We start from the raw sequence: 26,199 nt of genomic DNA on the forward strand, positions 1-26,199 counted from the left end.
CGCGCATGGCACTGAAAGGCAAGGTCGCCACCGCGCTGCTCAGCGATGCGGGCCGCGTGCGCGGCAACAACGAGGACGCCGTCGCCGAGGACGCCGAGATCGGCCTCTTGGTGCTCGCCGACGGCATGGGCGGCTACAACGCCGGCGAGATCGCCAGCGGCATCGCCACGACCACGGTGCTCGACGTCTGCGCGCGCGGCTGGCCGGGCCTGCAGCGCGGCGAGGTCGATGCGCAGAGCGGCTACAGCGTCGAATCGATGCTGCTGAAGACGGCGATCGAGACCGCGCACGCGACCATCCACCAGGTCTCGCAGACGCAACCGCAGTGTGCCGGCATGGGCACGACCATCGTCGTCGCGCTGCTGCACGACGATCGCCTGTCGATCGCCTATGTCGGCGACTCGCGCCTCTACCGCCTGCGCGCCGGCGTGCTCGAAGCGCTGACGCGCGATCATTCCCTGCTCGAGGAACTGATCGCGCGCGGCCACTACTCGCGCGAGGACGCCGTCAAGCTGGTGCGCAAGAACATCGTCACGCGTGCGCTCGGCGTCGAGGAGACGGTGCAGGTCGACCTGATCGAGGACACCGTCGAGGTCGGCGACCTCATCCTGCTGTGCTCGGACGGACTCACCGACATGCTCGACGACGACACCATCCGCATGACGCTGGAACGCTACACTGCTAACCTCGAAACGGCGGCGCGACGGCTCGTCGAGCTCGCCAACGATGCGGGGGGCAAGGACAATGTCTCGGTGGTCCTGGCGCGTGCCGACGCCTCGTTCGCGCGCGGCCGCCGCTGGTACGAGCGCCTGATGGAATGGTTCTGAGGCAGACGATTCGGCCGGTTTACGGGGTTGGGTTCTGGCAGCGTTCTCTGGGGTTCGAAGCATATGGGCAAGCTCATCGTCACCGACGGCAGCGGTCAGAAGCAGGAATTCGCGCTGGTCAAGGAGCGCGTCAGCATCGGGCGCCATCCGGACAACGACATCGCGCTCAACGACAAGGCGGTATCCGGCCGCCACGCGATCATCATCACCATCCTCAAGGACTCGTTTCTCGAGGACCTCGATTCGACCAACGGCACGCAGGTCAACGGCCGCACCATCAGCAAGCACCCGCTGACGCACGGCGACGAGATCACCATCGGCCGCAATGTCCTGCGCTACGAGGCCGAAGCCGGCGCCGACGACGATTTCGAGAAGACCATGATCCTCAAGCCGGGCCAGTTCGGCGCGGCCTTCGAATCGCAGGTGCAGGCGGCGACCGCCTCGGCGCCGGTGGCGCCGCCGGCCAAGCCGCTGCTCGGCAAGCTGCGCGTCGTCAGCGGCCCGAACGCCGGCAAGGAGCTGGAGCTGTCGAAGGCGCTGACCACCATCGGCAAGCCGGGCGTGCAGGTGGCCGCCATCACGCGCCGCGCCGACGGCTACTACATCGTCCACGTCGGCAGCGACACCGGCACCAAGCGCGCGCTGGTCAACGGCGCCGAGATCAACGCCCAGGCGCGGCGCCTGAGCCCCGGCGACGTCATCGAGCTGCTCGGCACGCAGATGAACTTCGTCACCGGCTGACGGTCCTTTCGTTCAGGCGCCGCGCGCGCCGGCTCGACCAGGAGGCTGCCGTGAATACCCGCATTTCGATCATCGCGCTGGCGATCGCCGTCGGCGTGTCCGCCGTGGCGCTCGCCGACGAGGCGGCCAGCGAGGCCAGGATCCAGGCCACGGCGACGGCGACGGCGAAGTCGAACTGCCTGCAGGAAACCGGCAGCCGCATCAGGCGCGGCAAGGACGACTGTGTGCCGGCGCCGGGACAGAGCTTCTCGCAGGAAGACCTGCGGCGTACCGGCGCGGCCGGCACCGCCGCGGCGCTGCGCCAGCTATCGCCCGCGCTGCGTTGAGCGCGCCTCGACGGCCGCCGCCGTCGGCTCGAGGTGGCGGAAATGCACGCGCTGCGTGAGCCCGCAGAACAGTTCGTAGGCCAGCGTGCCGGCATAGCCGGCAACTTCCTCGGCCGCCAGGTCGCGCCCCCACAGCTGCACCGCGTCGCCGACCTCGGCCTGCGGCACGGCGCGCAGATCGACGGTGATCATGTCCATCGACACGCGGCCGGCCAGCGGCACGCGACGGCCGCCGATGATCACCGGCGTGCCGTTGGCGAAGGCGCGATGCATGCCGTCGGCATAGCCGATCGCCACCACGCCGATCGGCATGCGCTCCGGACAGACATAGCGACGTCCGTAGCCGATGCCCTCGCCGGCCGCATACTCGCGCACCGCGATCAGGCGGCTTTCCAGCGTCATCGCCGGCTTCAGGCCCAGCGCCGCCGCCGTCACCTGCGGCAGCGGCGAGCAGCCGTACAGCGCGAGGCCCGGCCGCACCCAGTCGGTACGCGCCTGCGGCCAGCCGATGATGCCGGCCGAGTTGGCGATCGAGCGCGGCCCGGCGACGCCCGCCAGCGCGTCATTGAAGCGCGCGATCTGGGTGGGCGTGAAATCGCTGTCCGGCTCGTCGGCGCAGGCCAGATGCGTGATCCAGCCTTCCAGCTTCCAGTTCGGGTGGCGGCGCAGCACGGCGACCAGCCGCGGCACGTCGGCGAGCGGAAAGCCGAGCCGGTGCATGCCGCTGTCGAGCTTGAACCACAGCGACAGCTGCGCACTGTCCGGCAGCGCCTCGAGCAGGGCGATCTGCCAGTGGTCGTGCACCACGACCTGCAGGCGCTCGTAGACGGCCAGCGCCGCCTCCTCGTGCGAGATCACGCCTTCGAGCAGGGCGATCGGCGTCAGCAGATGCGCCTGGCGCAACTCCATGGCTTCCTCGAGGCAGGCGACCGCCAGCGCATCGACGCCGGCCGCTTCGAGCGCGCGCGCCACCGGCACGGCGCCGTGGCCGTAGGCGTCGGCCTTGACCGCCGCCATCACGCGCGAGCGCGGCGCGAGGCCGCGCACGACACGCAGATTGTGTTGGATCGCCGCGAGGTCGATCGTCGCCGTGACGCGTGGAATCATTCGCCCGGGTCGAAACCGTAGCCCTGCGCGAGATTCTCGAAGCGCGTGTATTCGCCGAAGAACGCCGTCTTCACCGTGCCGAGCGGACCGTTGCGCTGCTTGGCGATGATGATCTCGGCCGTGCCCTTGTCCGGCGAATCCTTGTTGTAGACCTCGTCGCGATAGATGAACAGGCAGAGGTCGGCGTCCTGCTCGATACCGCCGGACTCGCGCAGGTCGGCCATGCGCGGACGCTTGTTGTCGCGCTGCTCGACACCGCGATTGAGCTGCGACAGCGCGATCACCGGCACCTCGAGTTCCTTGGCCAGCGCCTTCAGGCTGCGCGAGATTTCGGAAATCTCGTTGGTGCGGTTTTCCTTGTTGCCGGGAATCTGCATCAGCTGGATGTAATCGACGACGATCAGGCTGAGGCCGTGGCGTTGCTTGACGCGGCGCGCACGGGCACGCACGTCGAGCGGCGACATCGCGCCGGTCTCATCGATGTACAGCGGCGCCTCGCGCAGGAAGCCGCTCTGCGAGACGAGACGGTCCATGTCGCGGTCGTCGAGCTCGCCGCTGCGCAGCTTGCCCATCGGGATGCGCGCGAACGAGGACAGCATGCGCAGCGCCAGCTGCTCGGCCGGCATTTCCATGCTGAACACCAGCGCCGGCTTCTTCTCGTACATCACCACGTGCTCGGCGACGTTCAGCGCGAAGCTGGTCTTGCCCATCGACGGACGACCGGCAAGGATCACCAGATCGCCAGGGTGGAAGCCGGTCGTGCTGCGATCGAGATCGGAAAAGCCGGTCGGCAGGCCGGCGAGCTGGCCCTGGTTCGAGCGCAGGAACTCGATCTTCTTCTCGAGCGCGTCGATCAGCCCCGGCATCGCGTAGTAGTCGCTCTTCGTGCGATCGGCCTTGGCGCGCAGTTTGAAGACCTTCTGCTCGGCGAGATCGAGCAGCTCGGCGTATTCGCGGCCTTCAGGCCGGTAGCCGAGCTCGGCGATCTCGCCGCCGACGCTCGCCAGCGAACGCAGCACGGCACGCTCGCGGACGATTTCGGCGTAGGCCATGACGTTCGCCGCGCTCGGCGTGTCGTTGGCCAGGGTGCCGAGATAGGCCAGGCCGCCGGCATCCTCGAGCTGGCCGCGCGCCTTCAGGTGTTCGGCGAGCGTGACGAAATCGCAGGGCTTGTGCGCCGTCGCCAGCTCGGCGATCGCGCGGAAGATCAGCTGGTGGTCCTCGCGGTAGAAATCGTCGGCACCGAGCTTGTCGGCGAGATCGTCCCACCAGCGATTCTCCAGCATCAGGCCGCCGAGCACGGACTGTTCGGCCTCGACCGAATACGGAGGCGCCTTGGGCTGCTGCTGAAGTTTGAGGGGGGTGCTCATCGACCTGCCGATTATGCAGCGTTTGCACGCCGCCGAACGCCGCGCCGCGCGAAAATCGGCGGCGCCGGAAACGAACCGGCCCGCGCGAGGCGGGCCGGTTCGGGACCACGAAACCGCAGCGGCTTCAGCGGCCCTGCGGCTTGTCCTCTTCGACGATGACCGTGAGGCTGGTCTCGACTTCGGTGTGCAGGCGCACGCCGATCTCGTAGCTGCCGAGCGCGCGGATCGGGCCGCTGATCAGGTCGATCTCGCTCTTGTGCAGATCGAGGCCGGCGGCCTCGGCGGCATGCACGATCTCGGCCGGACCGACGGAGCCGTACAGCTTGCCTTCTTCCGAGGCCAGCACCTTGATCGTCAGCGTCTTGCCGGCGAGCCGCTCGGCGCGGGCCTTGGCGGCGTTGATGCTGTCGCTGGCCTTGCGCACCAGCTCGGCCTTGCGCGCCTCGAACACCTTGCGGTTGGCCTCGGTGGCGGCCAGCGCCTTGCCCTGCGGCAGCAGGAAATTGCGGCCGAAGCCCGGCTTCACGTTCACCGTGTCGCCGAGATCGCCGAGCTTCTTGATCTTTTCCAGCAGAATCACTTGCATTGCTGGTTCCCCTTACAGGTGCTTGTCGGTGTACGGCAGCAGCGCGAGGAAACGCGCGCGCTTGATCGCCAGGGCGAGCTCGCGCTGGTAGCGCGTGCGCGTGCCGGTGATGCGGGCCGGCACGATCTTGCCGTTCTCGCCGATGTAGCCCTTGAGCATCGCCAGATCCTTGTAGTCGATCTTCGGCGCCTTGTCGGAGCTGAACTTGCAGGACTTCTTGCGACGATAGAATTGCTGTGCCATGGCTTAGACTCCTTCCTCGGCGTTCGCTTCTTCGGTCGCGTCCGCATCGTTGTTGCGCGAACGGAACTCGCCCGCCTTCTTCTCTTCTTCCGGCGCCTTGAACAGCGGCGACTGCTCGCTGACCGCGGCTTCGGTGCGGATCACCAGCTTGCGGATGACGGCGTCGTTGAAGCGGAAGGCGTTCTCGAGCTCGGCGAGCGTGGTATCGTTGATCTCGACATTGAGCAGCACGTAGTGGGCCTTGTGCGCCTTGGCGATCGGATACGCCAGCTGACGGCGGCCCCAGTCCTCGAGGCGGTGAACCTTGCCGCCGCCGGCCTGGATCATGTTCTTGTAGCGGTCGAGCATGGCCGGGACCTGTTCGCTCTGGTCCGGATGCACCATGACGACGATTTCATAGTGACGCATCGCAACTCCTTGTGGACACCGGCGGTGATGCCGATGGCTCCCGTCCGGCCGCGGCGCGGCGATGGCGTGGAGCAAGTGAATCCCGCGCCGGAACGGCACGAGGGGCGCGCATCTTAGGGGAATCGACGCGCTATTGCAATGAAATCAAAGCTCAGGCCGCAGCGCGCGCCTATTTCCGGTGCCGCGCCGGCTGCCGTCGCTGGCGGAAGGCCTCGTACAGGCAGACCGCGGCGGCGACCGAGACGTTGAGGCTCTCGGTCTTGCCGAGCATCGGGATCTTGATCAGGCGGTCGCAGGTGTCGCGCGTCAGGCGGCGCAGGCCTTCGCCCTCGGCGCCCATCACCAGCACGGTGGGCCCGGTCAGATCGACGTCGTAGAGCGTTTCGCCGGCCTCCCCGGCGAGGCCGGTCGTCCAGTAGCCGAGCTCCTTGAGCCGCTCGAGCGTGCGCGACAGGTTCGTCACCGCGACCAGCGGCACGCGCTCGGCGCTGCCGGCCGCGGCGGCGCGCGCGGCGGCGGTCAGGCTGGCGCTGCGATCCTTGGGGATGATCACCGCCGACACGCCGACCGCTTCCGCCGTGCGCAGGCAGGCGCCGAGATTGTGCGGGTCCTGCACGCCGTCGAGCGCGAGGAACCAGCGCTCCGGCTCGGCCGGCTGGTACAGCGCGTCCTCGGCGTCGAAGGCTTTCTCCGGCACGTAGGCGAGCACGCCCTGGTGACGCAGCTCCGGCGCCTTGAGGTCGAGATCGGCGCGCGGCACGACGCGCAGGCGCACCTCGAACCGCCGCGCCAGCGCCTGCACGCGCCGCGCGCGATCGTCCTTGCGGGTGTCGGCGAGCAGAATCTCGAAGGGCTTGTCGTGCGCGTCCTCGAGCGCCGCCATCACCGCGTGAAAGCCGCCGATCAAAGTCGATTTCGCCACGAGCCGCTCGCTGCCGGATGAGAAGCGCGCATTGTCCCAGAATTCGCCGGGCCGATGCTGCGGGCAAGGAAAAGGCCGCCGTCCTCGCGGACGGCGGCCTGCGCGGCGCGCGCTCAGCCGGCCGGCTGGAACTGCAGCACCGGCTTGGCGAGCTTGAAGACCCACAGCTGCGTGTGGCGCTCGTAAGGCTTGTTGGCGACGATCCTGTACGTGTACGTCGTGCCGTCCGCATCGCTGACGTGACCGGCATCGTCGACCGTCAGCGCCGTCACGTCGTCCGCCAGCTGGCCGTCGCCGTCGCGGGCTTCGACGGCGACGCCGAAGTCGTTGTCGTTGATCAGGGCGATGGTCTGATCGTCGATCAGCGCCAGACCCTCGGCCTTCTCGATCAGCCAGCCGTAATCCTTGAAGTCGGCGATCAGATACTTGCTGGCGGTGACCACGCCGGCCGCCGCCAGCTGCGCCGGCGTCGTCAGGGTTTCGAGCTCCTTGCCGTTCACCTGCACGCCGCTGAGGTCGGTGGCCTTGCCGAGATCGACGAGGAACAGCTTGTTGTGGATCTTGTTGTCGGCGAAGGTGCCCTGCTCGATGACCAGGAAGTGCGTGTCGTCGATCGCCACCATGTCGCCGAGCTTGGCCTTGCCGGCCTTGCCGTCCTGCCAGTCGGCCGGCGTGATCGGGTACGCGAACATCCGCGTCGCCGGCGCGGCTTCGTTGCCCTTGTCGATCTCGACGATGCGCGTGAACAGCGCCGTGTTCTTCTTGATGTCGAGCGTGCTCTGGATCATCTGGTAGAGCTTGCCGGATGGCGTCAGGGCGATGCCCTCGCAGCCGCGGTTGGCCTGGCGCTTGGCGATGATCGCCGGCAGTTCGGTGCCCGGCGTGTACTTGGCGACGATCTTGCCGGTCGCCAGTTCGATTTTCGCCACGAACGGACCGTACTCGTCGCAAATCCAGGCGTGCGTGCCGTCGGGGTCCTTGACGATGCCTTCGGTGTCGAGGCCGTTCGCATCGGTCGCCGGATCGAGCTTGAGCAGCGTTTCGCTGAGCGCCGCTTCGCTGGTCGAACCGACGTCGCCGACCGGCAGCGGCAGGCCGGTGATCACGGTGCCGGCGACGTTGAGCTCGTGCCGATCGCTGATCGTCACGCCGTCGGGCTTGACCGTGAGCTTGACGATGGTCGGCGCGAAGGCCGGCGCCGGAAACGATTTGGTCGGCGTGCCGTCGGTCAGCGCCGGCGAATCGCCGTTCGGACCGCGATCGGTGATGCCGTAGAAGCTCAGCGTGCCGTCCGCGGCCTTGGACAGGAAGTTGAGGCTCGAACCGACGGCGAGCGGAAAGCCGTCCGGATAGGCCGCCTTGATGCCCGCGTCATTGCCGGTGTACGGCACGCGCTGGTCCGGCACCACATAGCGCTGGATCGAGCTGAACACGGCGTCGCCGACCGGCACCGTCACGCTGCCCTTGGCCTGCGCCTCGGCGACCAGCAGATGGTCGCGCGCGACGGCGGCGTCCTGGATGTCGCGGTCGATGCCGGCGGCGCTCAGCACGCCGGCCAGCGCGCTGGCGAAGGCATCGCTGGCCTGGCCCGGATCGGGCAGGCTGGCGCTCTTGAGCTTGTCGCTGTCCGCCGCGCTGATCGCGATGCCGTCGCTGGGATCGCCGTTCGCATCGAGCGTCTGCAGCAGCACGGCGAGATTGACGGTGCGCTGGTTCGGCAGCGCATTGGCGTCGCTGCCGCCGTCGAGTTCGCGCAGCAGCAGCATGTCCTTGCCGGCGGCCTTGCCGATGGCGAGGCCCCCGAGCTTGAACGTGACGGTCTCGCCCTGGCGGTAATGGAAGGTACCGTCCGCCTCCGTCGTGCCCTGCTGGCTGCCGCTGTCGTAGGCCAGACCGCCGACGGCCGCGTCGATCAGCTTGCCGGACAGCACGGGCCCCTGGTTCTTGTCGTCGCTGCAGGCCGCGAGCAGGGCCGCCGTCAGCAGGACGGCCGTCATCTTCTTGTTCATCGGACTCCCTATCCGTGTGCACGCAATGGAATCGGAGAACCTAAACCTCGCCGATGACAGTCCTGCGACAAGCAAAAGAAAAGCCCCGTGCAGGCACGGGGCTTCGGAATGCGAGCGGGGCGCCGCTCAGCCGCCGAGATACGGCGGCGGTGCCCAGGCCTGTTGCTCCTGACCCTCGACCACCGGCTTGATGACGATGTCGACGCGGCGGTTGCGCGGCTCGTTGACGTTGTCGCCGGTGCGCACCAGCGGCTCGCGCTCGCCGCGGCCCTCCTGGCGCATGCGCTGGCTCGGCACACCCTGGCTCGCCAGATACGAAGCCACCGATGCCGCGCGGCTCGCCGACAGGCGCAGGTTGTACTCGTCGCTGCCGGTCGTATCGGTGTGGCCGACGACGTGGATGACGGTCTTGTCGTAGCTCTTCAGGATGCTGCCGATCTTGGCGTAGGTATCGAGCGCCTCGGGACGCAGCTGCGCGCTGTTCAGATCGAAGCTGACGTCGCTGGCGATGCCGACCTTGAGCGAGCCGTCGGACAGCTGCGTGATCTGCAGCTCGTTGTTGCGTTGTTCCTCGGCGAGCTGGCGGTTCAACTCGGCCTTCTGGCGATCCATGTAGTTGCCGACCGCGCCGCCGGCGAGCGCGCCGATCACCGCGCCGACGATCGGCGCGCCGGTCGCATGGCTGACGTTGTTGCCGAGCACGGCGCCAGCGACACCGCCGATCACCGCGCCGGTCTTGGCGCGGCGGTTCGGATCATCGGTCGCGCAGGCGGCGAGCATGACCGTCACCGTGGCGAGCACGGCCATACGCAGGTGTTTCATCGGGATTTCCTCTTGGCGGAACGCGACTTCGATGGCCGCGATTGTGGGTCGTTGCGCTGAAGCGAATCTGAACGGACGTCACCCCTGGCGCGCGGCGCCTTCGCCAGCTGGCGGATCATCTCCAGATCGATCTTGCGTTCGTCGAGATTGACGCGCGCCACCTTGATCCGCAGGCGGTCGCCGAGGCCGTAACTCATGCCATTGCGTCCGCCGCGCAGACGGTGCGTGCGGTCGTCGAACTCGTAGTAGTCGTTCTTCAGCGTCGAGACGTGCACGAGGCCGTCGACGTAGAGGCCGTCGAGCTCGACGAACAGGCCGAACGGCGCGACGCCCGACACGGTGCCGTCGAATTCGTCGCCGACATGGTGACTCATGTACTCGCACTTGAGCCAGGTCGTCACTTCGCGCGTCGCTTCGTCGGCGCGACGTTCGGTCATCGAGCAATGCGTGCCGAAGGCCTCCATCTGTTCCTGCGTGTAGATGAAATCCGGTTTTCTGCGCAGCAGCCGGCGCTTGGCGATCGCATGCTTGATGGCGCGATGCAGCAGCAGATCCGGGTAACGGCGGATCGGCGAGGTGAAATGCGCGTAGTGCGTCAGCGCCAGGCCGAAGTGGCCGACATTGCCCGGGCTGTAACGAGCCTGCATCAGCGTGCGCAGCAGCACGGTCTGGATCAGCAGGACATCGGGCCGGCCGCGGGCCTGTTCCAGCACTTTCGCGAAGTCGCCGGCTTTCGGCTTGTCGCCGCCGCCGAGCGAAAGGCCCTTCAGCGCCAGGAACTCGCGCAGCGTGTCGACCTTCATCGGATCGGGGTCTTCGTGAATCCGGTAAAGGTTCGGCAGCTTGGCCTTCTCGACCAGCTTCGCCGCCTCGACGTTGGCGGCGACCATGCATTCCTCGATCAGGCGATGCGCGCGATTGCGCTTGACCGGCACGATGCGGTCGATCTTGCGCTCGCCGGAGAACACGATCTTGGTCTCGGTCGATTCGAAGTCGATGGCGCCGCGCCGCGAGCGGGCCGCGAACAGCGCGTCGAACACTTCGCTGAGCACCTGCAGATGCGGCAGGACGGCCGCGCGCTGCCGGGCCTTGGCGCCGGCGGGATCGTCGAGCATTTCGGCGACGTCTTCGTAAATCAGCCGCGCGTGGCTGCGCATGACGCCCTCGAAGAAGCGCGACTTGGCGATCTCGCCGTCCGGCAGCACGCGCATCTCGCAGACCATGCACAGGCGGTCGACGTCCGGGTTGAGCGAGCACAGGCCGTTCGACAGCTTCTCCGGCAGCATCGGGATGACGCGCTGCGGGAAGTACACGGAATTGCCGCGCTTGAACGCTTCCTTGTCGAGCGGTGCCTCGGGTGTCACGTAGGCCGAGACGTCGGCGATCGCCACCCACAGCGTCCAGCCGCCGCGCTTCTCGCGGCGCGCGTGCACGGCGTCGTCGAAGTCGCGCGCGTCGGCGCCGTCGATCGTCACCAGCGGCAGCTGGCGCAGATCCTCGCGCCCCTCGATCTGCCCGGGCTGCACGGTATCGGGAATCGCCGCGGCCTCGCGTTCGACGGCGGCGGGCCAGTCGTGCGGCAGGCTGTGCGCGCGGATCGCCGCCTCGATCTCCATGCCCGGCGCCAGATGCTCGCCGAGAATCTCGGTGATCCGGCCGACCGGCAGGGTGCGGTTGCCCGGCGGCTCGACGATTTCGGCGACGACCATCTGGCCGTGCCGGGCGCCCGCCCTGGCCAGGTCATCCGCCGGAATCAGCAGATCCTGCTGCACGCGCGGATTGTCGGGAATGACGTAGGACACGCCGCGCTCGACGTGCAGGCGACCGACGACACTGCGGCTGACGCGCTCGATGACCTCGGCGACCACGCCTTCCGGCCGGCCCTTGTAGTCGAGGCCGACGACGCGCACCAGCACGCGGTCGCCGTTCATCAGCGAGCGCATCTGCTTGGGCGCGAGGAACACGTCCTTGCCGCCGGCGTCGGGGATCAGGAAGCCGAAACCGTCGCGATGCGCCTGCACGCTGCCGGCGACGAGATTCATCTGCGTCACCGGCCCGTAGGCGCCGCGGCGGTTCACCGCGAGCTGGCCCTCGCGAACCATGGCCACGAGGCGCTTCGACAGCGCCTCCTGCTGCGTGAGCTTGTGCAGCTCGAAAATGCCGATCAGCTCGTCGAGCGTGAGCGGCCCTTCGTGCTGCGCCAGCATGTCGAGAATCAGCTTGCGGCTGGGGATCGGATCGGCGTAGCGCGTCTGTTCCTGCGCGTAGTCCGCATCGTGCTGCTGCCAGTCGCGGCCAGCCTGGCCGGCGGATTTTGCGGCGCGGGGCGCCGACTTGGGGTTGTCCTTGGACTTCGTTCTTTTCATTGACAAAGGTAGTTGGCGTCGCCACAATGCGCGCCCTTGACGCCGACCGCAAGTGTTGACGATGCGGCGGCGCAGCCTCTCATGCCGAGATGGCGGAATTGGTAGACGCACCAGTTTCAGGTACTGGCGGGTAACACCGTGGAGGTTCGAGTCCTCTTCTCGGCACCAAACAGAAGAACCGGCGCAAGCCGGTTTTTTTGTGCTCGATGGCTTTTGCGAACCGCGAGCCAGATGCCGACGCGCGGCATTGTAGCGGCATCGTGGCGGCGCTGCCTTCTTTGGCTTGTGCATCCGCGGGTTTATTGCCAGGCATAGCTCAGCTCCGCGCCGATGGTCAGCGGCTCGCCCCAGAACACCGCACGGTCGGTGTGCGGCAGCGTCGGGATCGCTTCGGTGACGTAATCCTTGTCGAGCAGGTTGCGCGCGAAGGCCGCCACTTCGAGCGTGCCGCGGCCCAGCGCGATGCCACTGACAGCCAGCCGCGTGCTGAAGATGCCGCACGACGGCAGATACGAGAGATCGGAGCGGCCCGGCAGGCCGCCGCCGTTGCGCGAGCCCATGTAGATGTAGTTGGTCGAACCGCGCAGCTGACCCCAGCTCGCGCGATACAGCGTGTAGTCGAGGGCGACGACGCCGGAGTTTTTCGGCGCCGACGGGAACGGGTACTGGCCGGCAACGTTCGCGCCCGTGGCATCGGTCACTTCGAGCACCTTGGCATCGAGGTAGGAATAGTCGATCGACAGGCGCAGGCCGCCGGTGATCGCCAGCACGCCTTCGAATTCGACGCCGCGGATACGAGCGCGGCCGGCATTGGTCGCCTTGGTGTCGCCGAGCGTGCCGGGGATCAGGAAGTTGATCTGCATGTCATCGAAGTCGGTCCAGAACACGTCGGCATTGATGCGCAGGCGCCGGCCGAGCCAGTCGCTCTTCATGCCCAGCTCTGTCGTTTTCACGTATTCCGGCGCGAAGCCGTCGGTAAAGCCGTAGCCGTAGTTGGTGCCGTCCGATGCCGGGCCTGACGCGCCCGATATCTGCGGATCGCGCAGATTGAAACCGCCGCTGCGATAGCCCTCGACATACTTCGCGTAGAAGTGGATGTCCCTGCGCAGATCGAACTGCGTGATCAGCGAATAGCTGTCGTTGGAATAGCTGCGCTCGCCGCGCACATCGTCGAACGCTTCGGCGCTGCTCAGCTTCTGCGCGGTGCCGATGCCGTTGATGTCGACTTCCAGATAGTTGTCCTGCGTGTACGACTTCGAGGCCTCGCGGCGATCTTGCGAACGGCGATAGCCGCCGGTCAGGTGCAGGCGCTGTTCGAGGATGTCCGGCGTCCACGTCAGCTGGCCGTACAGCGCATTGGCGCGGTTGTCGGCGCCGTAGTCACGCATGTTGAAGGTGACGATGCGCGGCCCTGCCAGCGTCGCAACGTCGTTGACGAGCCCCGGGAACATCGCGTACAGCGGCCCGAGCTGCGCCGGCAACAGGCCCGAGCTGGCCTGGTGACTGAACGGCGTGCGATCGGTCGCGTGCTCGGAGAACAGGAAGCCGCCGACGATGTAATCGAGCTGCTCTTCGAACAGATGCCCGCTCAGCTGCAGTTCGTGCGACCACTGGTCCTGCCGCTGACGCGGAATCACCCGCGGCGTCGGACCGCCGCAGGCGACGATCGCGGCCGGGCCATCGTAGCGGTTGCTGTCGAGGCGGAAGTCCGTCGAGCCGGCGCCACCACCGAGATCGGCGTAGTACTGATCGTCCAGTTTTCGGTACGCGCCGATGTACTTCAGCTCATGGCCATCGAACGGCAGCGTCAGCGTCAGCGCATGCCCGCTGACGCGCGTCGTCGATTGTTCGAGCGGCATGCCGGTCGCCAGATGGTCGAGACGCCGCGATGAATAGACGGTGTTGAGCTCGGCGTATTCCTTGATCAGGTTCGCCGTGCCCTTGTCGGCGTCGGGCGGCAGCACCGCCTGCGCGATCGGCGCGCGCGCGTCGACGTTGGTGAGGTCGAAGCCGTAGTCCATCTGCAGCCAGTCGGTCGGCACCCAGCGCGCGTCGAAGCGCAGGCCGAGTGCTTCACGATCACCGAAGTCGCCGCCGGGCCCGGTGTTCTCCATGGTGCCGTCCCGGTGCTTGGCGAGCACGCCGAGCTTCACGGCGGCGTCGCCGGCGAGCGGCACGTTGATCGTGCCCTTGCCGCTCAACAGCGCGCGATCGCCGGCGCTGCCGCTGAACTGCGTCCAGAACGCGCTCGGGTCCGGCTTCTTGGTGATCAGGTTGATCGCGCCGCCGGTCGTGTTGCGGCCGTACAGCGTGCCCTGCGGGCCCTTGAGGACTTCGATGCGCTGCAGATCGGCGACTTCGAGCGCAAGGCCCGAGGAACGCGCCACGTAGACGCCATCGACGTAGACGCCGACGGCCGGATCCTGCGTGACCTGCGCATCGCTGAGGCCGACGCCGCGGATGAACATGCGCAGCGTCGAGTTGCTGGTCGGAAACGGCTCGACCGACAGGCCCGGAACATTGCCCTGCAGCTTGTCGACGCCATCGATGCCGCGTTCCTGCAGCATCTGCTCGTTGAACGCCGACATCGAGATCGGCGTGTTCTGGATCGACTCCGCCTTCTTCTGCGCGGTGACGATGATCTCTTCGATCACCGCCGGATCAGCGGCGCGCTCGGCCGCCGGGGTCGGCGGCGCGGCGCTGGACAGTGGGATGGTGTCGAGCGGCACTTCGGCCTGCGTGGCGACGTCCTGCGCCGCCGCTTCGCCGATCAGCAAGGATGCGCACAACAGACCGCTGAGACGCGGCACGCTCTTTCGCATATCTCCCCCAAGGCGCACTGGCGGCGCTTGTCCGACATTTCCGGTATCCGCAATGTCGGAATTTCGAGGGAAACGAGCCTCCCCCGAACTGGGGAGACATGGCGACTGCCGCTGCCGGCAGCCGCCCCGCTATTGGTCAGTCGAACGGGTTGTGCAGCACCATCGTGTGCTCGCGGTCCGGGCCGGTCGAGATGATCGCGATCTCGGTCTCGGTGACCTCGGCGACGCGCTTCAGGTAGAGACGCGCCTTCTCCGGCAGGTCTTCGTACTGGGTCACGCCGTAGGTGTTGGCCTTCCAGCCCGGCAGCTCCTCGTAGATCGGCTCGACCCGGGCGAAGCCCTCGGCGCCGATCGGCGGCACTTCGACCGGCTTGCCGTCGACCTTGTAGCCGGTGCAGATGCGGATCACGTCGAGCTCGTCGAGCACGTCGAGCTTGGTCACGCACAGGCCGGTGACGCTGTTGTTGAAGATCGAGCGGCGCGCGGCGACGGCGTCGAACCAGCCGCAGCGGCGCGGACGCTTGGTGACGGTGCCGTATTCGGCGCCCTTGTCGCGGATATGCTGGCCGATGTCGTTGTCGAGCTCGGTCGGGAACGGCCCGGAGCCGACGCGCGTCGCGTAGGCCTTGACGATGCCGAGCACGTAGTCGATCTCGCGCGGCCCGACGCCGGTGCCGGTCGCCGCGCCGCCCGCCGTGGTGTTCGACGAGGTCACATAAGGGTAGGTACCATGGTCGACGTCGAGCAGCGCGCCCTGCGCGCCTTCGAACAGCACATTGTCGCCGCGCTTCAGGTGCAGGCGCAGCAGCTCGGTGACGTCGGCCACCATCGGCTTGATGATGTCGGCGTAGCCGAGCAGCGAGTCGAGCGTCTGCTGGAAGTCGACGGGATCTTCCTTGAAATAGTTCTGCAGCACGAAGTTGTGATAGCCGAGCAGCTCGCCGAGCTTGGCGGCCAGCAGCTCGCGCGAGAACAGGTCGCCGACGCGCACCGCGCGGCGCGCCACCTTGTCTTCGTAGGCCGGGCCGATGCCCTTGCCGGTCGTGCCGATCTTGGCATCGCCACGCGCACGCTCGCGGGCCTGGTCGAGCCTGGCGTGCACCGGCAGGACCAGCGGCGCCGCCTCCGAGATGCGCAGGCGATCGCGCACCGAGGCGCCGGTCGCCTCGACCTTCTCGATTTCCTTGACCAGATCCGGCAGCGACAGCACGACGCCGTTGCCGATCAGGCAGGCCGTGCCGGGCCGCATGATGCCCGACGGGATCAGGTTCAGCGCCGTCTTCACGCCGTTGATGACCAGCGTGTGGCCGGCGTTGTGGCCACCCTGGAAACGCACGACGGCCTGCACGCGGTCGGTGAGCAGGTCGACAACCTTGCCCTTGCCCTCGTCTCCCCATTGCGCGCCGATGACGACGACGGTCTTACCCATGATTCATCTCCAGCGCGCAACGGGGCAAAAACGCCCCGAATTGTCTGACGGCCGCGTCGAGACACGGCCTTGGCGCTCCGATGACGACGACGGTCTTACCCATAGAAACTTCCTTTCACTTACTGGTGGCGCGCTCGCAGCGCGCGGATTTTACGCGCCCAGGCGCAGCAATTCGTTGAGGTCGGCCGAGAAGCCGGTGGCCGGTCGCGGCGCACCGAACTCGTGGCCGACGCCGTCGTAGCGGCCGCCGCGCGCGATCTCGCGGCCGTGGCCGGGCACGAAGGCGGCGAACACCATGCCGGTGTGATAGCGGTAGCCGCGCAGTTCGGCGAGATCGACGTGCACCGGCAGCTTCGGCTTCTCGCGGCCCAGCTCGGCAACGGTCTGCTCGAGCAGCGCCAGCGCAGCCTCCACTTCGGGGCCGGCGCCCTTCAGCACGGTCCGCGCGCGGCAGAGCACCTCGTCCGGCGCGCCATTCAGTTCGATCAGCTCGCCCATCAGATTGGCGATCGCCGGCTTGAGCCGGCGCGCGCGGGCGAACTCCTCGAGGTCGGGCGTCGATTTGCGCTGCACGATGTCGAACAGTGCCGCTTCGTCGTCGGCGTCGAGCTTGAGGCGGGCGACCACGGCGCGATAGATGCCGACGTGGCCGAGATCGACGTGCACGTTCTTCACGCCGGCCAGCTTCAGGGTCTTCAGCATGACGCGCAGCACTTCGATGTCGGCGGCAAGTCCCGGCTCGCCGAAAATCTCGCAGCCGACCTGACGGGGCGAACGCGGCCCGCCGAGGCTGTCCGGTTGCGAGCGCAGCACGGTACCGATATAGCAGAGCCGCACGATGTCCTGGTCGCCATAGTGGCGCGCGGCGATGCGCGCGGCCTGCGGCGTCATGTCGGCGCGCAGGCCGAGCAGGCGGCCGCTGGCCGGATCGGTCAGCGTGAACATCTGCGCCTCGAGGTCCTGCGCGGTGCCGGTCAGCAGCGCGTCGAGATGCTCGATGAGCGGCGGATGGACGAGCTCGTAGCCGCTCCTGCGGTAATGATCGAGCAGCCTGCGGCGCAGGTCCTCGAGCTGCCACGAGATCGGCGGCAGGGCCTCCTCGACGCCGCTCGGCAGCATCCACTTCTTCATTTCGGGTATCTCAAACGAACTGCAGGACCGCGATGCCGGCGACCATGCTGAGCAGGCCGATCACGCGCATGTTGCGGTTTTCCATCTGCGCAATCGTGAACAGCGTGCGCCGCCATTGTGACGGCGCCGCGAACGGCAGCAGGCCTTCGATCACCATCACCAGTGCGAGTGCGCGCACCAGCTCGGTCCAATCCAGATTCACGGCGCGCCGTTCTTGAAGTACTTGAAGAACGGGCTGTCCGGCTGCAGGACCATGACGTCGCCCTGCCCGCCGAGGCTGTCACGGTAGACGTTCAGGGTGCGGTAGAAGTTGTAGAACTCCGGATCCTGGCCGTAGGCCTTGGCATAGATCTCGGCGGCCCTGGCATCGCCGGCGCCCTTCAGTTCCTCGGCCGCCTTGTAGGCGTTGGCGAGCGTGACCTGCGCTTCCTGGTCGGCGGTCGCGCGGATCTTTTCCGCTTCCTCGGCGCCGCGCGCGCGCAGGTCGGTGGCGACGCGCGAGCGCTCGGAGCGCATGCGCTCGTAGACCGTATCGCTGACCGACTGCGGCAGGTTAATCGACTTGATGCGCACGTCGACGATGCTGATGCCGAGATCCTTGACCTTGCCGCCGACGCTGTCGCGCAGGGCCGCCATGATCGCGTTGCGCTGGTCCGACACCGCCTGCTGGATGGTGCGCGAACCGAACTCGTCGCGCAGGCCGCGGTTGACGATGCTGGCGAGGCGGTCCATGGCCACCAGTTCCTGGCCGTTGGTCGCACGGTAATAGGTGGCGGCGTCGGCGATGCGCCACTTCACGTAGTAGTCGACCTCGACGTTCTTCTTTTCGACCGTGAGGAAGTTCTCGGTCTGGTTGTCGAGCGTCAGCACGCGGCCGTCGAAGGTCTGCACGCGCTGGATGAACGGCACCATGACGTGCAGGCCCGGCGCGAAGTTCTCGCCGCGCAGTTCGCCGAACTGGAACAGCACCGCGCGCTCGCGCTGGTCGACCACGAAAAAGGCGTTGCTGATCGTCCAGATGGCGAGCAGCACGACGCCGATGATGGCCAGGGTCGAGTTCTTCATTGGCGGCTCCGGTCGCGCGAACGCTGGCCGTCGGCGGACGAGCCGCTGCGCGGCGCGCTCGACGGCGCGTTCGAATAGTCGGTCGACGAATCCGTCTCGCCGCCTCTCTGCGCGTTCTTGAGAATCTGGTCGAGCGGCAGGTAGATCATCGGGCTGCCCTTGTCGACATCGAGCAGCACCTTGCTGGAACCGCCGAGCACACTCTGCATCATGTCCAGATAGAGACGGTCCTTGGTGACTTTCGGCGACTTGCGGTACTCGGTGACGAGCTGGTTGAAGCGCGCCGCATCACCCTCGGCCTTGGCGATGACCTGATCGCGATAGGCGGTCGCTTCGGCGATCTGCCGCGCCGCCGCGCCGCGCGCGCGCGGCAGGCGGTCGTTGGCGTAGGCTTCCGCCTCGTTCTTGACGCGCTGCTGATCCTCGCGCGCCTTGATCGCGTCGGCGAACGCGGCCTGCACCGGCTCCGGCGGCTGCGCCTGCTGCAGGTTCACTTCGGTGACGACCAGGCCGGCCTTGTATTCGTCGAGACGTTCCTGCAGGAGGCGCTTGGTCTCGTCGGCGACTTCCTCGCGTCCCTCGGTGAGGATGAAATCCATGGTGCTCTGGCCGACGACCTCGCGCACCGCGGCCTTGGTCGCCTGCTTCAGCGTCAGGTCCGGCTCGGTCATCTGGAACACGTAGTCCTCGACCTTGGAGACGCGGTACTGCACCGAGAGTTCGACGTCGACGATGTTCTCGTCCTTGGTCAGCATCGTCGCTTCCTCGCGCACCGAACGCACGCCGGTGACGTTGACGATCTCGACCGTCTCGACCGGCCACGGCAGATGCCAGTGCAGGCCGGGGCTCGTGGTGCCGACGTGATGACCGAAGCGCAGCACGACGGCGCGCTCCTGCTCGTCGACCGAATAGAAGCCGGAGGCGATCCACAGCGCCACGATGGCCAGCGCGCCGAGACCGAACAGGCCGGCCGGCAGCTTCGCCGACGAACCGCCGCCACCGCCGCCCTTGCCGCCGAAGCGCTCCCTGAAACGCTTGAGGGTGTCGTCGAGCGGATTCTGGCCGCGCTCGCCGCGCTTCGGCCCCTGATTCCACGGGTCGCGGCCCGGGCCGGGCTCATTCCAAGCCATTGAAGACTCCTAAGCTGATAGTTTCGTGCAACGGCCCGCGTCGTCAGCGTGCGGACAGGAGCGGCGGCTTCATCGCCGAAAGTCTCGGCGTCCTGCCGCCAGCGGTTATGCGCAGTCTCCCGGCGAGGCGCAAATTCTAGGGAGATAGCTCCCATTCCTCAATGAGATGTGCCGGTGCCGGCGGCGGCGGCACGCCGGCCGCGGCGCACAGCCCGCGCAGGCGCTGGTATGGCATCGCCACGCGCAGATGGAAGTTGCCGCCCTCGTCGATCGCCTCGGCGCGCACCGCATGCTGCGTGAACAGCTGTGCGCGCAGGCGCGCCGCCGACGGCGGCAGGACCAGTTCGCTCTCCGGCAAGCCGGGCTGCAGGCGTTCGAGGATCGCCTCGCGCAGCAGGTCGAGGCCGACGCCGGTGCGCGCCGAGACGTAGACGCGCGCCGGCGCGCCGTGCTCGTCGCGCTCGATGCGCGGCGCCTCGCTGTCGCGCAGATCGATCTTGTTGAAGACCTGCAGGCGCGGCACCTCGAGCGCGCCGATCTCGCGCAGCACATCCTCGACCTGGCCGATGCGGCTCATGCGCTCGGGGTCGGCGGCGTCGACCACGTGCAGCAGCAGCGAGGCATCACGCGCCTCTTCCAGCGTGGCGCGGAAGGCGGCGATCAGATCGTGCGGCAGATCGCGGATGAAGCCGACGGTGTCGGCGAGCAGCACGGTCTCGCCGCTCTTCAGCGCCAGGCGGCGCACCGTGGTGTCGAGCGTCGCGAACAGCTGGTTCGACGCAAACGTCGCATCGCCGGTCAGCGCGTTGAACAGGGTCGACTTGCCGGCATTGGTGTAGCCGACCAGCGACACCGTCGGCACGCTGTTGCGCTCGCGCGCCTTGCGGCTCTGCGCGCGGCGGCCGCGCACCACTTCGAGATGGCGCTTGAGCGTGCCGATGCGGTCGCGGATCAGGCGGCGGTCCATTTCGAGCTGTGTTTCGCCCGGACCACGCAGGCCGATGCCGCCGCCGCGCTGGCGTTCGAGGTGCGTCCAGCCGCGGATCAGGCGCGTGGCGATGTGCTGCAGCTGCGCCAGTTCGACCTGCAACTTGCCTTCGTGCGAGCGCGCCCGCGTGGCGAAGATGTCGAGGATCAGGCCGGCGCGGTCGAGCACGCGCGCCTTGGCGATCTTCTCGAGATTGCGTTCCTGGCTCGGCGACAGCGCGTGATTGAAGATGACCAGCTCGGCGCCGGTCGCGGCGACCGTGTCGGCGATCTCCTGCGCCTTGCCGGAACCGACGAACAGGCCCGGATCGGGTTCGCGCCGCGAGCCGCCGATGACGTCGACGATCTCGGCGCCGGCCGAGCGGGCGAGTTCGATGAATTCCTGACGATCCGATTCGAAATCGGCACCGGGAAACTGCAGATGGACCAGCAAGGCGCGCTGGCCCGCCTTCGGACGTTCAAACATGCCGGACCGGGTGTTTCAACGGCCCGTCGCCGCGGGGGCGGCGACGGTCACAGCGGCGAGTGCGATCAAGCGGACGGCGTCTCCGTGGCATCGCCTTCATTTTCGGCGTCGTAAATGCGCACGGCGCGCGCCGGCACGACGGTCGAGATCGCGTGCTTGTAGACCATCTGGCTGACGCTGTTGCGCAGCAGCACGACGAAGGAGTCGAAGGATTCGATCTGGCCCTGCAGCTTGATGCCATTGACGAGATAGATGGAGACGGGGATGCGTTCTTTGCGCAGGGCGTTCAGAAACGGTTCTTGTAGCGTATGACCTTTCGACATCGGATTATCCCTATTGTGTACCCGGACTTACGTGGCCCGGGCGTGGTTATCGCGGGCCAGTCTAGCACCGCTTACGCCGTTACGCTCTTGTTTGCGGCGGCGAAATGCGCTAACGCAGCCTCTATGAGGTCGGACCGCGCCGGATCAAGCCATACCAGCTCGCGCTCGGAGCGCAGCCAGGTCAGCTGACGCTTGGCGAACTGCCGCGTCGCGGCGATGCCGCGGCGCACCGCCTCGTCGAGAGCGCACTCGCCGTCCAGATGCGCCCACAGCTGCCGGTATCCGACCGCCCGGATCGACGGCAGTTCCGGATGCAGGTCGCCGCGCGCATGCAGGCGACGCACTTCCCCGAGGAAGCCGTCCGCCATCATGGCGTGGAAGCGCTGCTCGATGCGCGCGTGCAGCTCGCTGCGCTGCGGCGGGTTGAGCGCCAGCTTCAGCCAGCGCTCGCCGTCGTCCGGCCTTTTCGGCTCGGCGTAGAATGCGCTCGGCGTCACGCCGCTGACCTCGATGATTTCCAGCGCGCGCTGCACGCGCTGCTGGTCGTTCGGGTGCAGGCGCGCCGCGGTCGCCGGATCGAGCGTTGCCAGGCGCGCGTGCAGCGCCGGCCAGCCCTCGCGGGCGGCCTCGGCTTCGAGCCGGCGGCGCACCTCGGGATCGGCGGACGGCAGCGCGCTGAAGCCCTGGGTCAGGGCGCGGAAGTAAAGCATCGTGCCGCCGACCAGCAGCGGCACGCGGCCGCGAGCGCGGATCTCGGCGATCAACCGGCGTGCGTCCCCGGCGAAGCGCGCCGCCGAATACGGCTCGGCCGGATCGAGGATGTCGATGAGATGGTGCGGCACGCGCGCGCGCATCGCCGCGTCCGGCTTCGCCGAACCGATGTCCATGCCGCGATAGACCAGCGCCGAATCGACCGACACGATCTCGACCGGCAGGCGTTCGGCCAGCGCCAGCGCCAGCGCCGTCTTGCCGGAGGCGGTCGGGCCCATCAGCAGGATGGGCGGCGGAGGATCGAAGGACGTCGGCGTCATGGCGCCTAGTGTAGAGGCGCCCGCCGCGTCGCTTCTTCAGTGCGCGGCCGCCGCTTCGTCGGCGCGCTCGCCGTCCAGCGCCCGTGCGCGCTCGAGCAGCGCGGGATGCGAGGCCAGCAGGCCAGCGGCGCCGTCGTCGTCCGCCTCTGGGTGCAGGGCCGCCAGCTTGCGCAGCAGTTCGGCGAGGCGCGAGGGTGCGATGCCGTTGCGGCGCATCAGCTCGGCCGCGTAGCGGTCCGCCTCGCTCTCGAATTCGCGCGAATAGCGGGCCTGGATCAGCAGCGTCGGCGCCGCGGCGAGGAGCGCGCTGACGTCGCCGAGCCACCAGGCGGCAAGCACGCCGACCGCCGAGTTCTGCGCGATCAGGCGCAGGCCGTGCCGGTAATAGACGTGGCCGAGTTCATGGCCGACGACGGCGGCGATCTGTTCATCGTTGTCGGCGAGCGTGACCAGCTCGTCGAGCAGCACGATGGTGCCGTCCGGCAGCGCGAAGGCATTGGGACCCAGCGTCGGCGCGCTGCGGAATTCGATGCGATAGGCGGCCTGTGCGCCGTCGGGCGCGCGCAGGTCTTCGAGCCTGCCGGTCAGCTCGGCGGTGCGGTTCGCATCGAGCCGCGTCGGCTTGAGCAGATGCCGGTCGAACAGTTTCATCGTCTGGTCCGACAGCGCACGCGACAGTGTGTCCGGCATCGCCCGCGCGACCAGCTGGGCGCCGGCCGGAATGCCCCAGACGAACAGCGCCACGCCGCAGGCGGCGACCACGACGACGGACAGGGCGATCATCCGCCAGCTCGATTCGGCGCGGTGCAGCCAGCCGCCGCGCCGCGCCGCCTCGCGCAGCAGCGTGTCGAAGGCCTCGTGCTCGCGCACCTCGCAGCGCGCGCCGTCGGCGAAGTCCAGCGCGCGCGGCGTGCTGCCGAGCCGCGCCGAAATGCGCAGCGAGCCGAGCGCGTCGCGCCGGTCGACGCCATCGCCGCTTACCAGCAGGTCGGCGCCGTCCAGCTCGAGCCGCACGGCGTGGCGCTGCGCGCTGCGTCCATCGAAGTAGACGGCGTCGACCACGAGCGCCGCCTCAGAGGCCGATGTCGATGTCGAACAGCTCGGCGGTCTCCTCGCCGAGCGCGGCGACGCCCCGCTCGGCATCGCCGACGATCGCGTCGAGCGAGCCGTCGACCGCGAGGCTCGTGCAGCTGGCGCGATAGCGCGCGAGGCGCACCGCCGCCCAGGGCATGAACAGGCCGAGCGTCAGGGCGACGAGCAGGAAGTTGCTGACGCCGATGCCCATCAGGCGCCAGCCGGACAGGCGGCTGACGAAGCGGTGCGGGCCGAGCGCCGTGTGATTCCAGATCAGGTTCTGCACCGCCGCCTGCAGCAGCGGGCCGAGTATCAGCACGCCGAACATGATCGCCAGCCAGAACACGCCCATCGCCGACATCATCATCGCCGGATCGGGCTTGCCGCCGGCCGCCTGCACCGCCTTGACCGCGCCCAGCATGTGGAACATCGGCACGAAGGCGAGCGCCAGCAGGGCGGCGCCGGCGAGCATGTACAGGACGTAGGTGCGGTAGAAGCGGCCGACGCCGGCGTCGAAGGCGAACGCCGTGCCGCCGTAATAGCTGTTGCCGTGCTGGTAGCGCTTGAGGCGCTGGTGGAACAAGGGCCCGGCGAGATAGGCGGTGATGAACATCAGGATCGGATAGCCGAGGAACACCGCGTAGGCCTGGCCGAGCGAGCCGCGGAAGCTGAAGCGCAGGCCGCGATAGCTGCTGTAGTGCGCGCGAAAGCGCAGCGCGTTGCGCAGCAGCCAGGGCAGCGCCAGCGCCAGGATCGCCAGTGCCAGCAGCGTCCAGATCGAGATATGGGTCGTCGCGAAGTGGTAGATCAGCAACAGCCCGAGCGCGAGCAGACGCCCCTTGAGGATCGCCAGCGGCCGGCCGTGATAGTCGAAGCTCGAGCCCGCCAGTTCGGTGTTGCGGTAGAAGTACTGCATCCGCCGCACTTTCGCCCACGGCGAATAAATGCCGAGGGTGATGATCGTCAGCAGCACGTTGACGATCCAGATGCCGAAATACTCCGAACCGGAGCCGTTGAAACGAAACGGCTCGATGCTGCGGCCAGGCGCCGCCTCGACGTGATCCATCGCTCCCTCCCCGCGCCTCAGGCCTTGCGCCGCGACGCTTCCCGCGATGCATCGGCATCGATCGTCGCGACCCCGGCCGGTCGGACGACCGGCGTTTCGAGCATAGCAAACGCCGGCTCAGCGGCCGCGCAGAAACAGGCGATCCAGCTCGGCAACTGTGATCTGCATCCAGGTCGGCCGCCCGTGATTGCACTGGCCGGCGAGTTCGGTGCGCTCCATGTCGCGCAGCAGCGCGTCCATCTCGGCCAGCGTCAGGCGGCGCTGCGCCTTGATCGCCGCCTTGCAGGCGACATCGGCAAGCACGCGATGCTGGGCATCGAGCGCCTCGCCGAAATGCGCGGCGGTCTCGCGCCGCGTCTCGTCGCCAACCAGCTCGCGCAGCAGCGCACCGATGTCGCTGCGCGCCAGCAGCGGCGGCACGGCGCGCACCAGGACGCTGGCCGGACCGCTGCGATCGAGCTCGAATCCGTAGGCGTGCAGGGTGTCGCGCTGCGCTTCGAGCGCGTCCGCCTCGTCCTCGGCCAGGCTCACGACTTCCGGCACCAGCAGCGCCTGCGCCGGCACGCCGCCGTCGGCGAGCTGCTGCTTCAGGCGTTCGTACAGCACCCGCTCGTGAGCGGCATGCGCATCGACCAGCACCAGCCCCTGATCGTTCTGCGCGAGGATGTAGATGCCGTGCACCTGGGCGAGCGGCGTGCCGAGCGGACGCGCGTCGCCATCGGCCGCCGCTCGCGTCTCCGCCATGGCAGCGGCCGCCGGCGGCGCATCACCGTAACGGGGCGGCGCCGCTTCGCGCAGATCGAGCCGCGCCGCCGGCCGCCATTGCGGCATCGCGGCCGGCGCACTGCCGCGGGCGACGTAGCCCGGCAGCACCGTCGGCCCTGAGGGCGTTTCGTCCGGCGGCGAGAACGCCACCTGATGATGGCGCTCCGGCTCGGGACGCAGGCGCCGCAGCAGCTGATGCACGGCACCGAACAGCAGATCATGCACGCGGTTGGCATCGCGGAAGCGCACTTCGGTCTTCTGCGGATGCACGTTGACGTCGACCCCTGCGGGATCGAGCTCCAGATAGACGATGTAGGCGGGATGATGCGTCGAATGCATGACGTCGGCGAAGGCACGCTTCAGCGCGAAGCCGAGCAGGCGATCGCGCACCAGGCGGCCGTTGACGTAGATGTACTGAAGATCGGCATTGGGCCGCGCGACGCTCGGCAGGCCGATCCAGCCGTGCAGGCGCATGCCGAGCCGGGTCTCGTCGATCGCTTCCGATTGCGCCACGAACTCGTCGCCGCAGATCGCGCGAATGCGCGCGAGCCTGCCCCCGTCGCCGGCCGCGGGCGCCAGGTCGAAGACGCGACGGTTGTTGTGGCGCAGCGCGAAGCCGACGTCGAAGCGCGACAGCGCGATGCGCGACAGGGCCTGCTGCAGCTGGCGGAATTCGGTCGCCTCGGACTTGAGGAACTTGCGCCGCGCCGGCGTGTTGAAGAACAGATCGCGAACTTCGATCGTCGTGCCGAAGGGATGCGCCGACGGCCGCGGTTCCGCACCCTCGATGTGTCCGGCGCCGCCGAGTTCCCAGGCGTGCTCGGCATCGGCGTTGCGCGAAACCAGCTTGAGACGCGACACGGACAGGATGCTCGGCAGCGCCTCGCCGCGAAAGCCGAGCGTGGCGACGCGCTCGAGGTCGTCGAAACTGGCGATCTTGCTCGTCGCGTGCCGCGTCAGCGCCAGCGCCATTTCATCGCGGGCGATGCCCCGGCCATCATCGCGGATGCGCATCAGCACCATGCCACCCTGCTCGACCTCGACCTCGATCGCCCGCGCGCCGGCATCGAGACTGTTCTCCACCAGTTCCTTGATGACGGCGGCCGGGCGCTCGACGACTTCGCCGGCGGCGATCTGATTGACGAGCGTGTCGGGAAGGACGCGGATCAAAGGCATATCAACC

The 26,199-nt window shown here is 68.0% G+C and carries 24 protein-coding genes and 1 tRNA gene; 4 read left to right on the forward strand and 21 right to left on the reverse strand.

What is annotated here, in order from left to right; genetic code table 11:
* The first annotated feature begins 5 nt into the window (after positions 1-5).
* From K344_RS0102055 to K344_RS19695, 3 genes are all read left to right on the forward strand, one after another.
* The gene (locus K344_RS0102055) at positions 6-827 is read left to right on the forward strand and encodes a Stp1/IreP family PP2C-type Ser/Thr phosphatase (RefSeq protein WP_051361777.1); all 822 of its coding nucleotides are present in this window, start codon (positions 6-8) and stop codon (positions 825-827) included.
* 63 nt (positions 828-890) lie between these two features.
* Complete coding sequence (locus tag K344_RS0102060; RefSeq protein ID WP_028079282.1) at positions 891-1,568, forward strand: FHA domain-containing protein; 678 nt, start codon at positions 891-893, stop codon at positions 1,566-1,568.
* A 50-nt stretch (positions 1,569-1,618) separates the two neighbouring features.
* Positions 1,619-1,894, forward strand: coding sequence for a hypothetical protein (locus K344_RS19695; protein ID WP_043113481.1), 276 nt, complete (start codon positions 1,619-1,621; stop codon positions 1,892-1,894).
* On the opposite strand, the gene alr is transcribed toward K344_RS19695, so the two are convergent.
* The 9 genes from alr to rnr form a co-directional block, all read right to left on the reverse strand.
* A complete protein-coding gene (gene alr / locus K344_RS19700) occupies positions 1,874-3,001 on the reverse strand; it encodes an alanine racemase (RefSeq protein WP_051361778.1) in 1,128 nt (375 codons plus the stop codon). The two genes, K344_RS19695 and alr, sit on opposite strands and share 21 nt — an antisense overlap.
* Positions 2,998-4,371: a replicative DNA helicase gene (gene dnaB, locus K344_RS0102075; RefSeq protein ID WP_028079283.1), complete on the reverse strand. Its 1,374-nt coding sequence runs from the start codon at positions 4,369-4,371 to the stop codon at positions 2,998-3,000. Before dnaB ends, alr begins: the two co-directional genes overlap by 4 nt.
* A gap of 124 nt (positions 4,372-4,495) precedes the next feature.
* Positions 4,496-4,957: a 50S ribosomal protein L9 gene (gene rplI, locus K344_RS0102080; protein WP_028079284.1), complete on the reverse strand. Its 462-nt coding sequence runs from the start codon at positions 4,955-4,957 to the stop codon at positions 4,496-4,498.
* Between the two features lie 12 nt (positions 4,958-4,969).
* Entirely contained in the window at positions 4,970-5,200 is a 231-nt protein-coding gene (gene rpsR, locus K344_RS0102085; protein WP_028079285.1) for a 30S ribosomal protein S18, read from the reverse strand.
* A gap of 3 nt (positions 5,201-5,203) precedes the next feature.
* Entirely contained in the window at positions 5,204-5,608 is a 405-nt protein-coding gene (rpsF, locus tag K344_RS0102090) for a 30S ribosomal protein S6 (protein ID WP_028079286.1), read from the reverse strand.
* Positions 5,609-5,777: 169 nt separating this feature from the next.
* Positions 5,778-6,530 (reverse strand): 23S rRNA (guanosine(2251)-2'-O)-methyltransferase RlmB, encoded by a 753-nt coding sequence (gene rlmB / locus K344_RS0102095; RefSeq protein ID WP_028079287.1) that lies wholly within the window; start codon positions 6,528-6,530, stop codon positions 5,778-5,780.
* A 113-nt stretch (positions 6,531-6,643) separates the two neighbouring features.
* A complete protein-coding gene (locus tag K344_RS22715; protein WP_051361779.1) occupies positions 6,644-8,539 on the reverse strand; it encodes an esterase-like activity of phytase family protein in 1,896 nt (631 codons plus the stop codon).
* A 126-nt stretch (positions 8,540-8,665) separates the two neighbouring features.
* Entirely contained in the window at positions 8,666-9,361 is a 696-nt protein-coding gene (locus K344_RS0102105) for a YiaD family glycine zipper/OmpA-like lipoprotein (protein WP_028079288.1), read from the reverse strand.
* Positions 9,358-11,727, reverse strand: a complete 2,370-nt coding sequence (gene rnr / locus K344_RS19710; protein ID WP_245586073.1) for a ribonuclease R — start codon at positions 11,725-11,727, stop codon at positions 9,358-9,360. Before rnr ends, K344_RS0102105 begins: the two co-directional genes overlap by 4 nt.
* Before the next feature lie 83 nt (positions 11,728-11,810).
* On the opposite strand from rnr, the gene K344_RS0102115 reads away from it, so the two are divergent.
* Positions 11,811-11,895, forward strand: a tRNA-Leu gene (locus tag K344_RS0102115).
* A 131-nt stretch (positions 11,896-12,026) separates the two neighbouring features.
* Here K344_RS0102115 and K344_RS0102120 read toward each other — a convergent pair.
* The 12 genes from K344_RS0102120 to mutL form a co-directional block, all read right to left on the reverse strand.
* Positions 12,027-14,537 (reverse strand): TonB-dependent receptor, encoded by a 2,511-nt coding sequence (locus tag K344_RS0102120; protein WP_043113611.1) that lies wholly within the window; start codon positions 14,535-14,537, stop codon positions 12,027-12,029.
* Between the two features lie 148 nt (positions 14,538-14,685).
* Entirely contained in the window at positions 14,686-15,978 is a 1,293-nt protein-coding gene (locus K344_RS0102125; protein WP_028079290.1) for an adenylosuccinate synthase, read from the reverse strand.
* A 150-nt stretch (positions 15,979-16,128) separates the two neighbouring features.
* Entirely contained in the window at positions 16,129-17,109 is a 981-nt protein-coding gene (locus K344_RS0102130) for an ATP phosphoribosyltransferase regulatory subunit (RefSeq protein WP_051361781.1), read from the reverse strand.
* 10 nt (positions 17,110-17,119) lie between these two features.
* Positions 17,120-17,311, reverse strand: a complete 192-nt coding sequence (locus K344_RS0102135; RefSeq protein WP_028079292.1) for a DUF2065 domain-containing protein — start codon at positions 17,309-17,311, stop codon at positions 17,120-17,122.
* Positions 17,308-18,174: a protease modulator HflC gene (hflC, locus tag K344_RS0102140; RefSeq protein ID WP_028079293.1), complete on the reverse strand. Its 867-nt coding sequence runs from the start codon at positions 18,172-18,174 to the stop codon at positions 17,308-17,310. The genes K344_RS0102135 and hflC overlap by 4 nt, the downstream gene beginning before the upstream one ends.
* Entirely contained in the window at positions 18,171-19,304 is a 1,134-nt protein-coding gene (hflK, locus tag K344_RS0102145) for an FtsH protease activity modulator HflK (protein WP_028079294.1), read from the reverse strand. Before hflK ends, hflC begins: the two co-directional genes overlap by 4 nt.
* Before the next feature lie 136 nt (positions 19,305-19,440).
* Positions 19,441-20,757: a ribosome rescue GTPase HflX gene (gene hflX, locus K344_RS0102150; protein ID WP_028079295.1), complete on the reverse strand. Its 1,317-nt coding sequence runs from the start codon at positions 20,755-20,757 to the stop codon at positions 19,441-19,443.
* Between the two features lie 65 nt (positions 20,758-20,822).
* A complete protein-coding gene (hfq, locus tag K344_RS0102155; RefSeq protein ID WP_028079296.1) occupies positions 20,823-21,080 on the reverse strand; it encodes an RNA chaperone Hfq in 258 nt (85 codons plus the stop codon).
* Positions 21,081-21,151: 71 nt separating this feature from the next.
* Positions 21,152-22,111, reverse strand: coding sequence for a tRNA (adenosine(37)-N6)-dimethylallyltransferase MiaA (gene miaA, locus K344_RS19715; protein WP_043113484.1), 960 nt, complete (start codon positions 22,109-22,111; stop codon positions 21,152-21,154).
* 36 nt (positions 22,112-22,147) lie between these two features.
* Positions 22,148-23,173 carry a M48 family metallopeptidase gene (locus tag K344_RS19720; RefSeq protein WP_051361782.1) on the reverse strand — a complete coding sequence of 342 codons (1,026 nt, stop codon included), beginning with the start codon at positions 23,171-23,173 and terminating at the stop codon, positions 22,148-22,150.
* A gap of 10 nt (positions 23,174-23,183) precedes the next feature.
* Complete coding sequence (locus tag K344_RS0102170; RefSeq protein WP_028079297.1) at positions 23,184-24,251, reverse strand: YjgN family protein; 1,068 nt, start codon at positions 24,249-24,251, stop codon at positions 23,184-23,186.
* Positions 24,252-24,368: 117 nt separating this feature from the next.
* Positions 24,369-26,192, reverse strand: coding sequence for a DNA mismatch repair endonuclease MutL (gene mutL, locus K344_RS0102180; protein WP_028079298.1), 1,824 nt, complete (start codon positions 26,190-26,192; stop codon positions 24,369-24,371).
* Between the last annotated feature and the right edge of the window lie 7 nt (positions 26,193-26,199).

The organism is Solimonas soli DSM 21787 (genome assembly GCF_000474945.1).
Classification (GTDB): Bacteria; Pseudomonadota; Gammaproteobacteria; order Nevskiales; family Nevskiaceae; genus Solimonas; species Solimonas soli.

Coding starts and splice junctions, on each gene's coding strand:
- hfq (WP_028079296.1), bottom strand. CDS start 21,080: ATGTCGAAAGGTCATACGCTACAAGAACCGTTTCTGAACGCCCTGCGC.
- K344_RS0102170 (WP_028079297.1), bottom strand. CDS start 24,251: ATGGATCACGTCGAGGCGGCGCCTGGCCGCAGCATCGAGCCGTTTCGT.
- K344_RS0102130 (WP_051361781.1), bottom strand. CDS start 17,109: ATGAAGAAGTGGATGCTGCCGAGCGGCGTCGAGGAGGCCCTGCCGCCG.
- K344_RS22715 (WP_051361779.1), bottom strand. CDS start 8,539: ATGAACAAGAAGATGACGGCCGTCCTGCTGACGGCGGCCCTGCTCGCG.
- hflX (WP_028079295.1), bottom strand. CDS start 20,757: ATGTTTGAACGTCCGAAGGCGGGCCAGCGCGCCTTGCTGGTCCATCTG.
- K344_RS0102055 (WP_051361777.1), top strand. CDS start 6: ATGGCACTGAAAGGCAAGGTCGCCACCGCGCTGCTCAGCGATGCGGGC.
- miaA (WP_043113484.1), bottom strand. CDS start 22,111: ATGACGCCGACGTCCTTCGATCCTCCGCCGCCCATCCTGCTGATGGGC.
- mutL (WP_028079298.1), bottom strand. CDS start 26,192: ATGCCTTTGATCCGCGTCCTTCCCGACACGCTCGTCAATCAGATCGCC.
- rpsR (WP_028079285.1), bottom strand. CDS start 5,200: ATGGCACAGCAATTCTATCGTCGCAAGAAGTCCTGCAAGTTCAGCTCC.
- dnaB (WP_028079283.1), bottom strand. CDS start 4,371: ATGAGCACCCCCCTCAAACTTCAGCAGCAGCCCAAGGCGCCTCCGTAT.
- K344_RS0102060 (WP_028079282.1), top strand. CDS start 891: ATGGGCAAGCTCATCGTCACCGACGGCAGCGGTCAGAAGCAGGAATTC.
- rnr (WP_245586073.1), bottom strand. CDS start 11,727: ATGAAAAGAACGAAGTCCAAGGACAACCCCAAGTCGGCGCCCCGCGCC.
- hflK (WP_028079294.1), bottom strand. CDS start 19,304: ATGGCTTGGAATGAGCCCGGCCCGGGCCGCGACCCGTGGAATCAGGGG.
- K344_RS0102125 (WP_028079290.1), bottom strand. CDS start 15,978: ATGGGTAAGACCGTCGTCGTCATCGGCGCGCAATGGGGAGACGAGGGC.
- hflC (WP_028079293.1), bottom strand. CDS start 18,174: ATGAAGAACTCGACCCTGGCCATCATCGGCGTCGTGCTGCTCGCCATC.
- rplI (WP_028079284.1), bottom strand. CDS start 4,957: ATGCAAGTGATTCTGCTGGAAAAGATCAAGAAGCTCGGCGATCTCGGC.
- rpsF (WP_028079286.1), bottom strand. CDS start 5,608: ATGCGTCACTATGAAATCGTCGTCATGGTGCATCCGGACCAGAGCGAA.
- K344_RS0102105 (WP_028079288.1), bottom strand. CDS start 9,361: ATGAAACACCTGCGTATGGCCGTGCTCGCCACGGTGACGGTCATGCTC.
- alr (WP_051361778.1), bottom strand. CDS start 3,001: ATGATTCCACGCGTCACGGCGACGATCGACCTCGCGGCGATCCAACAC.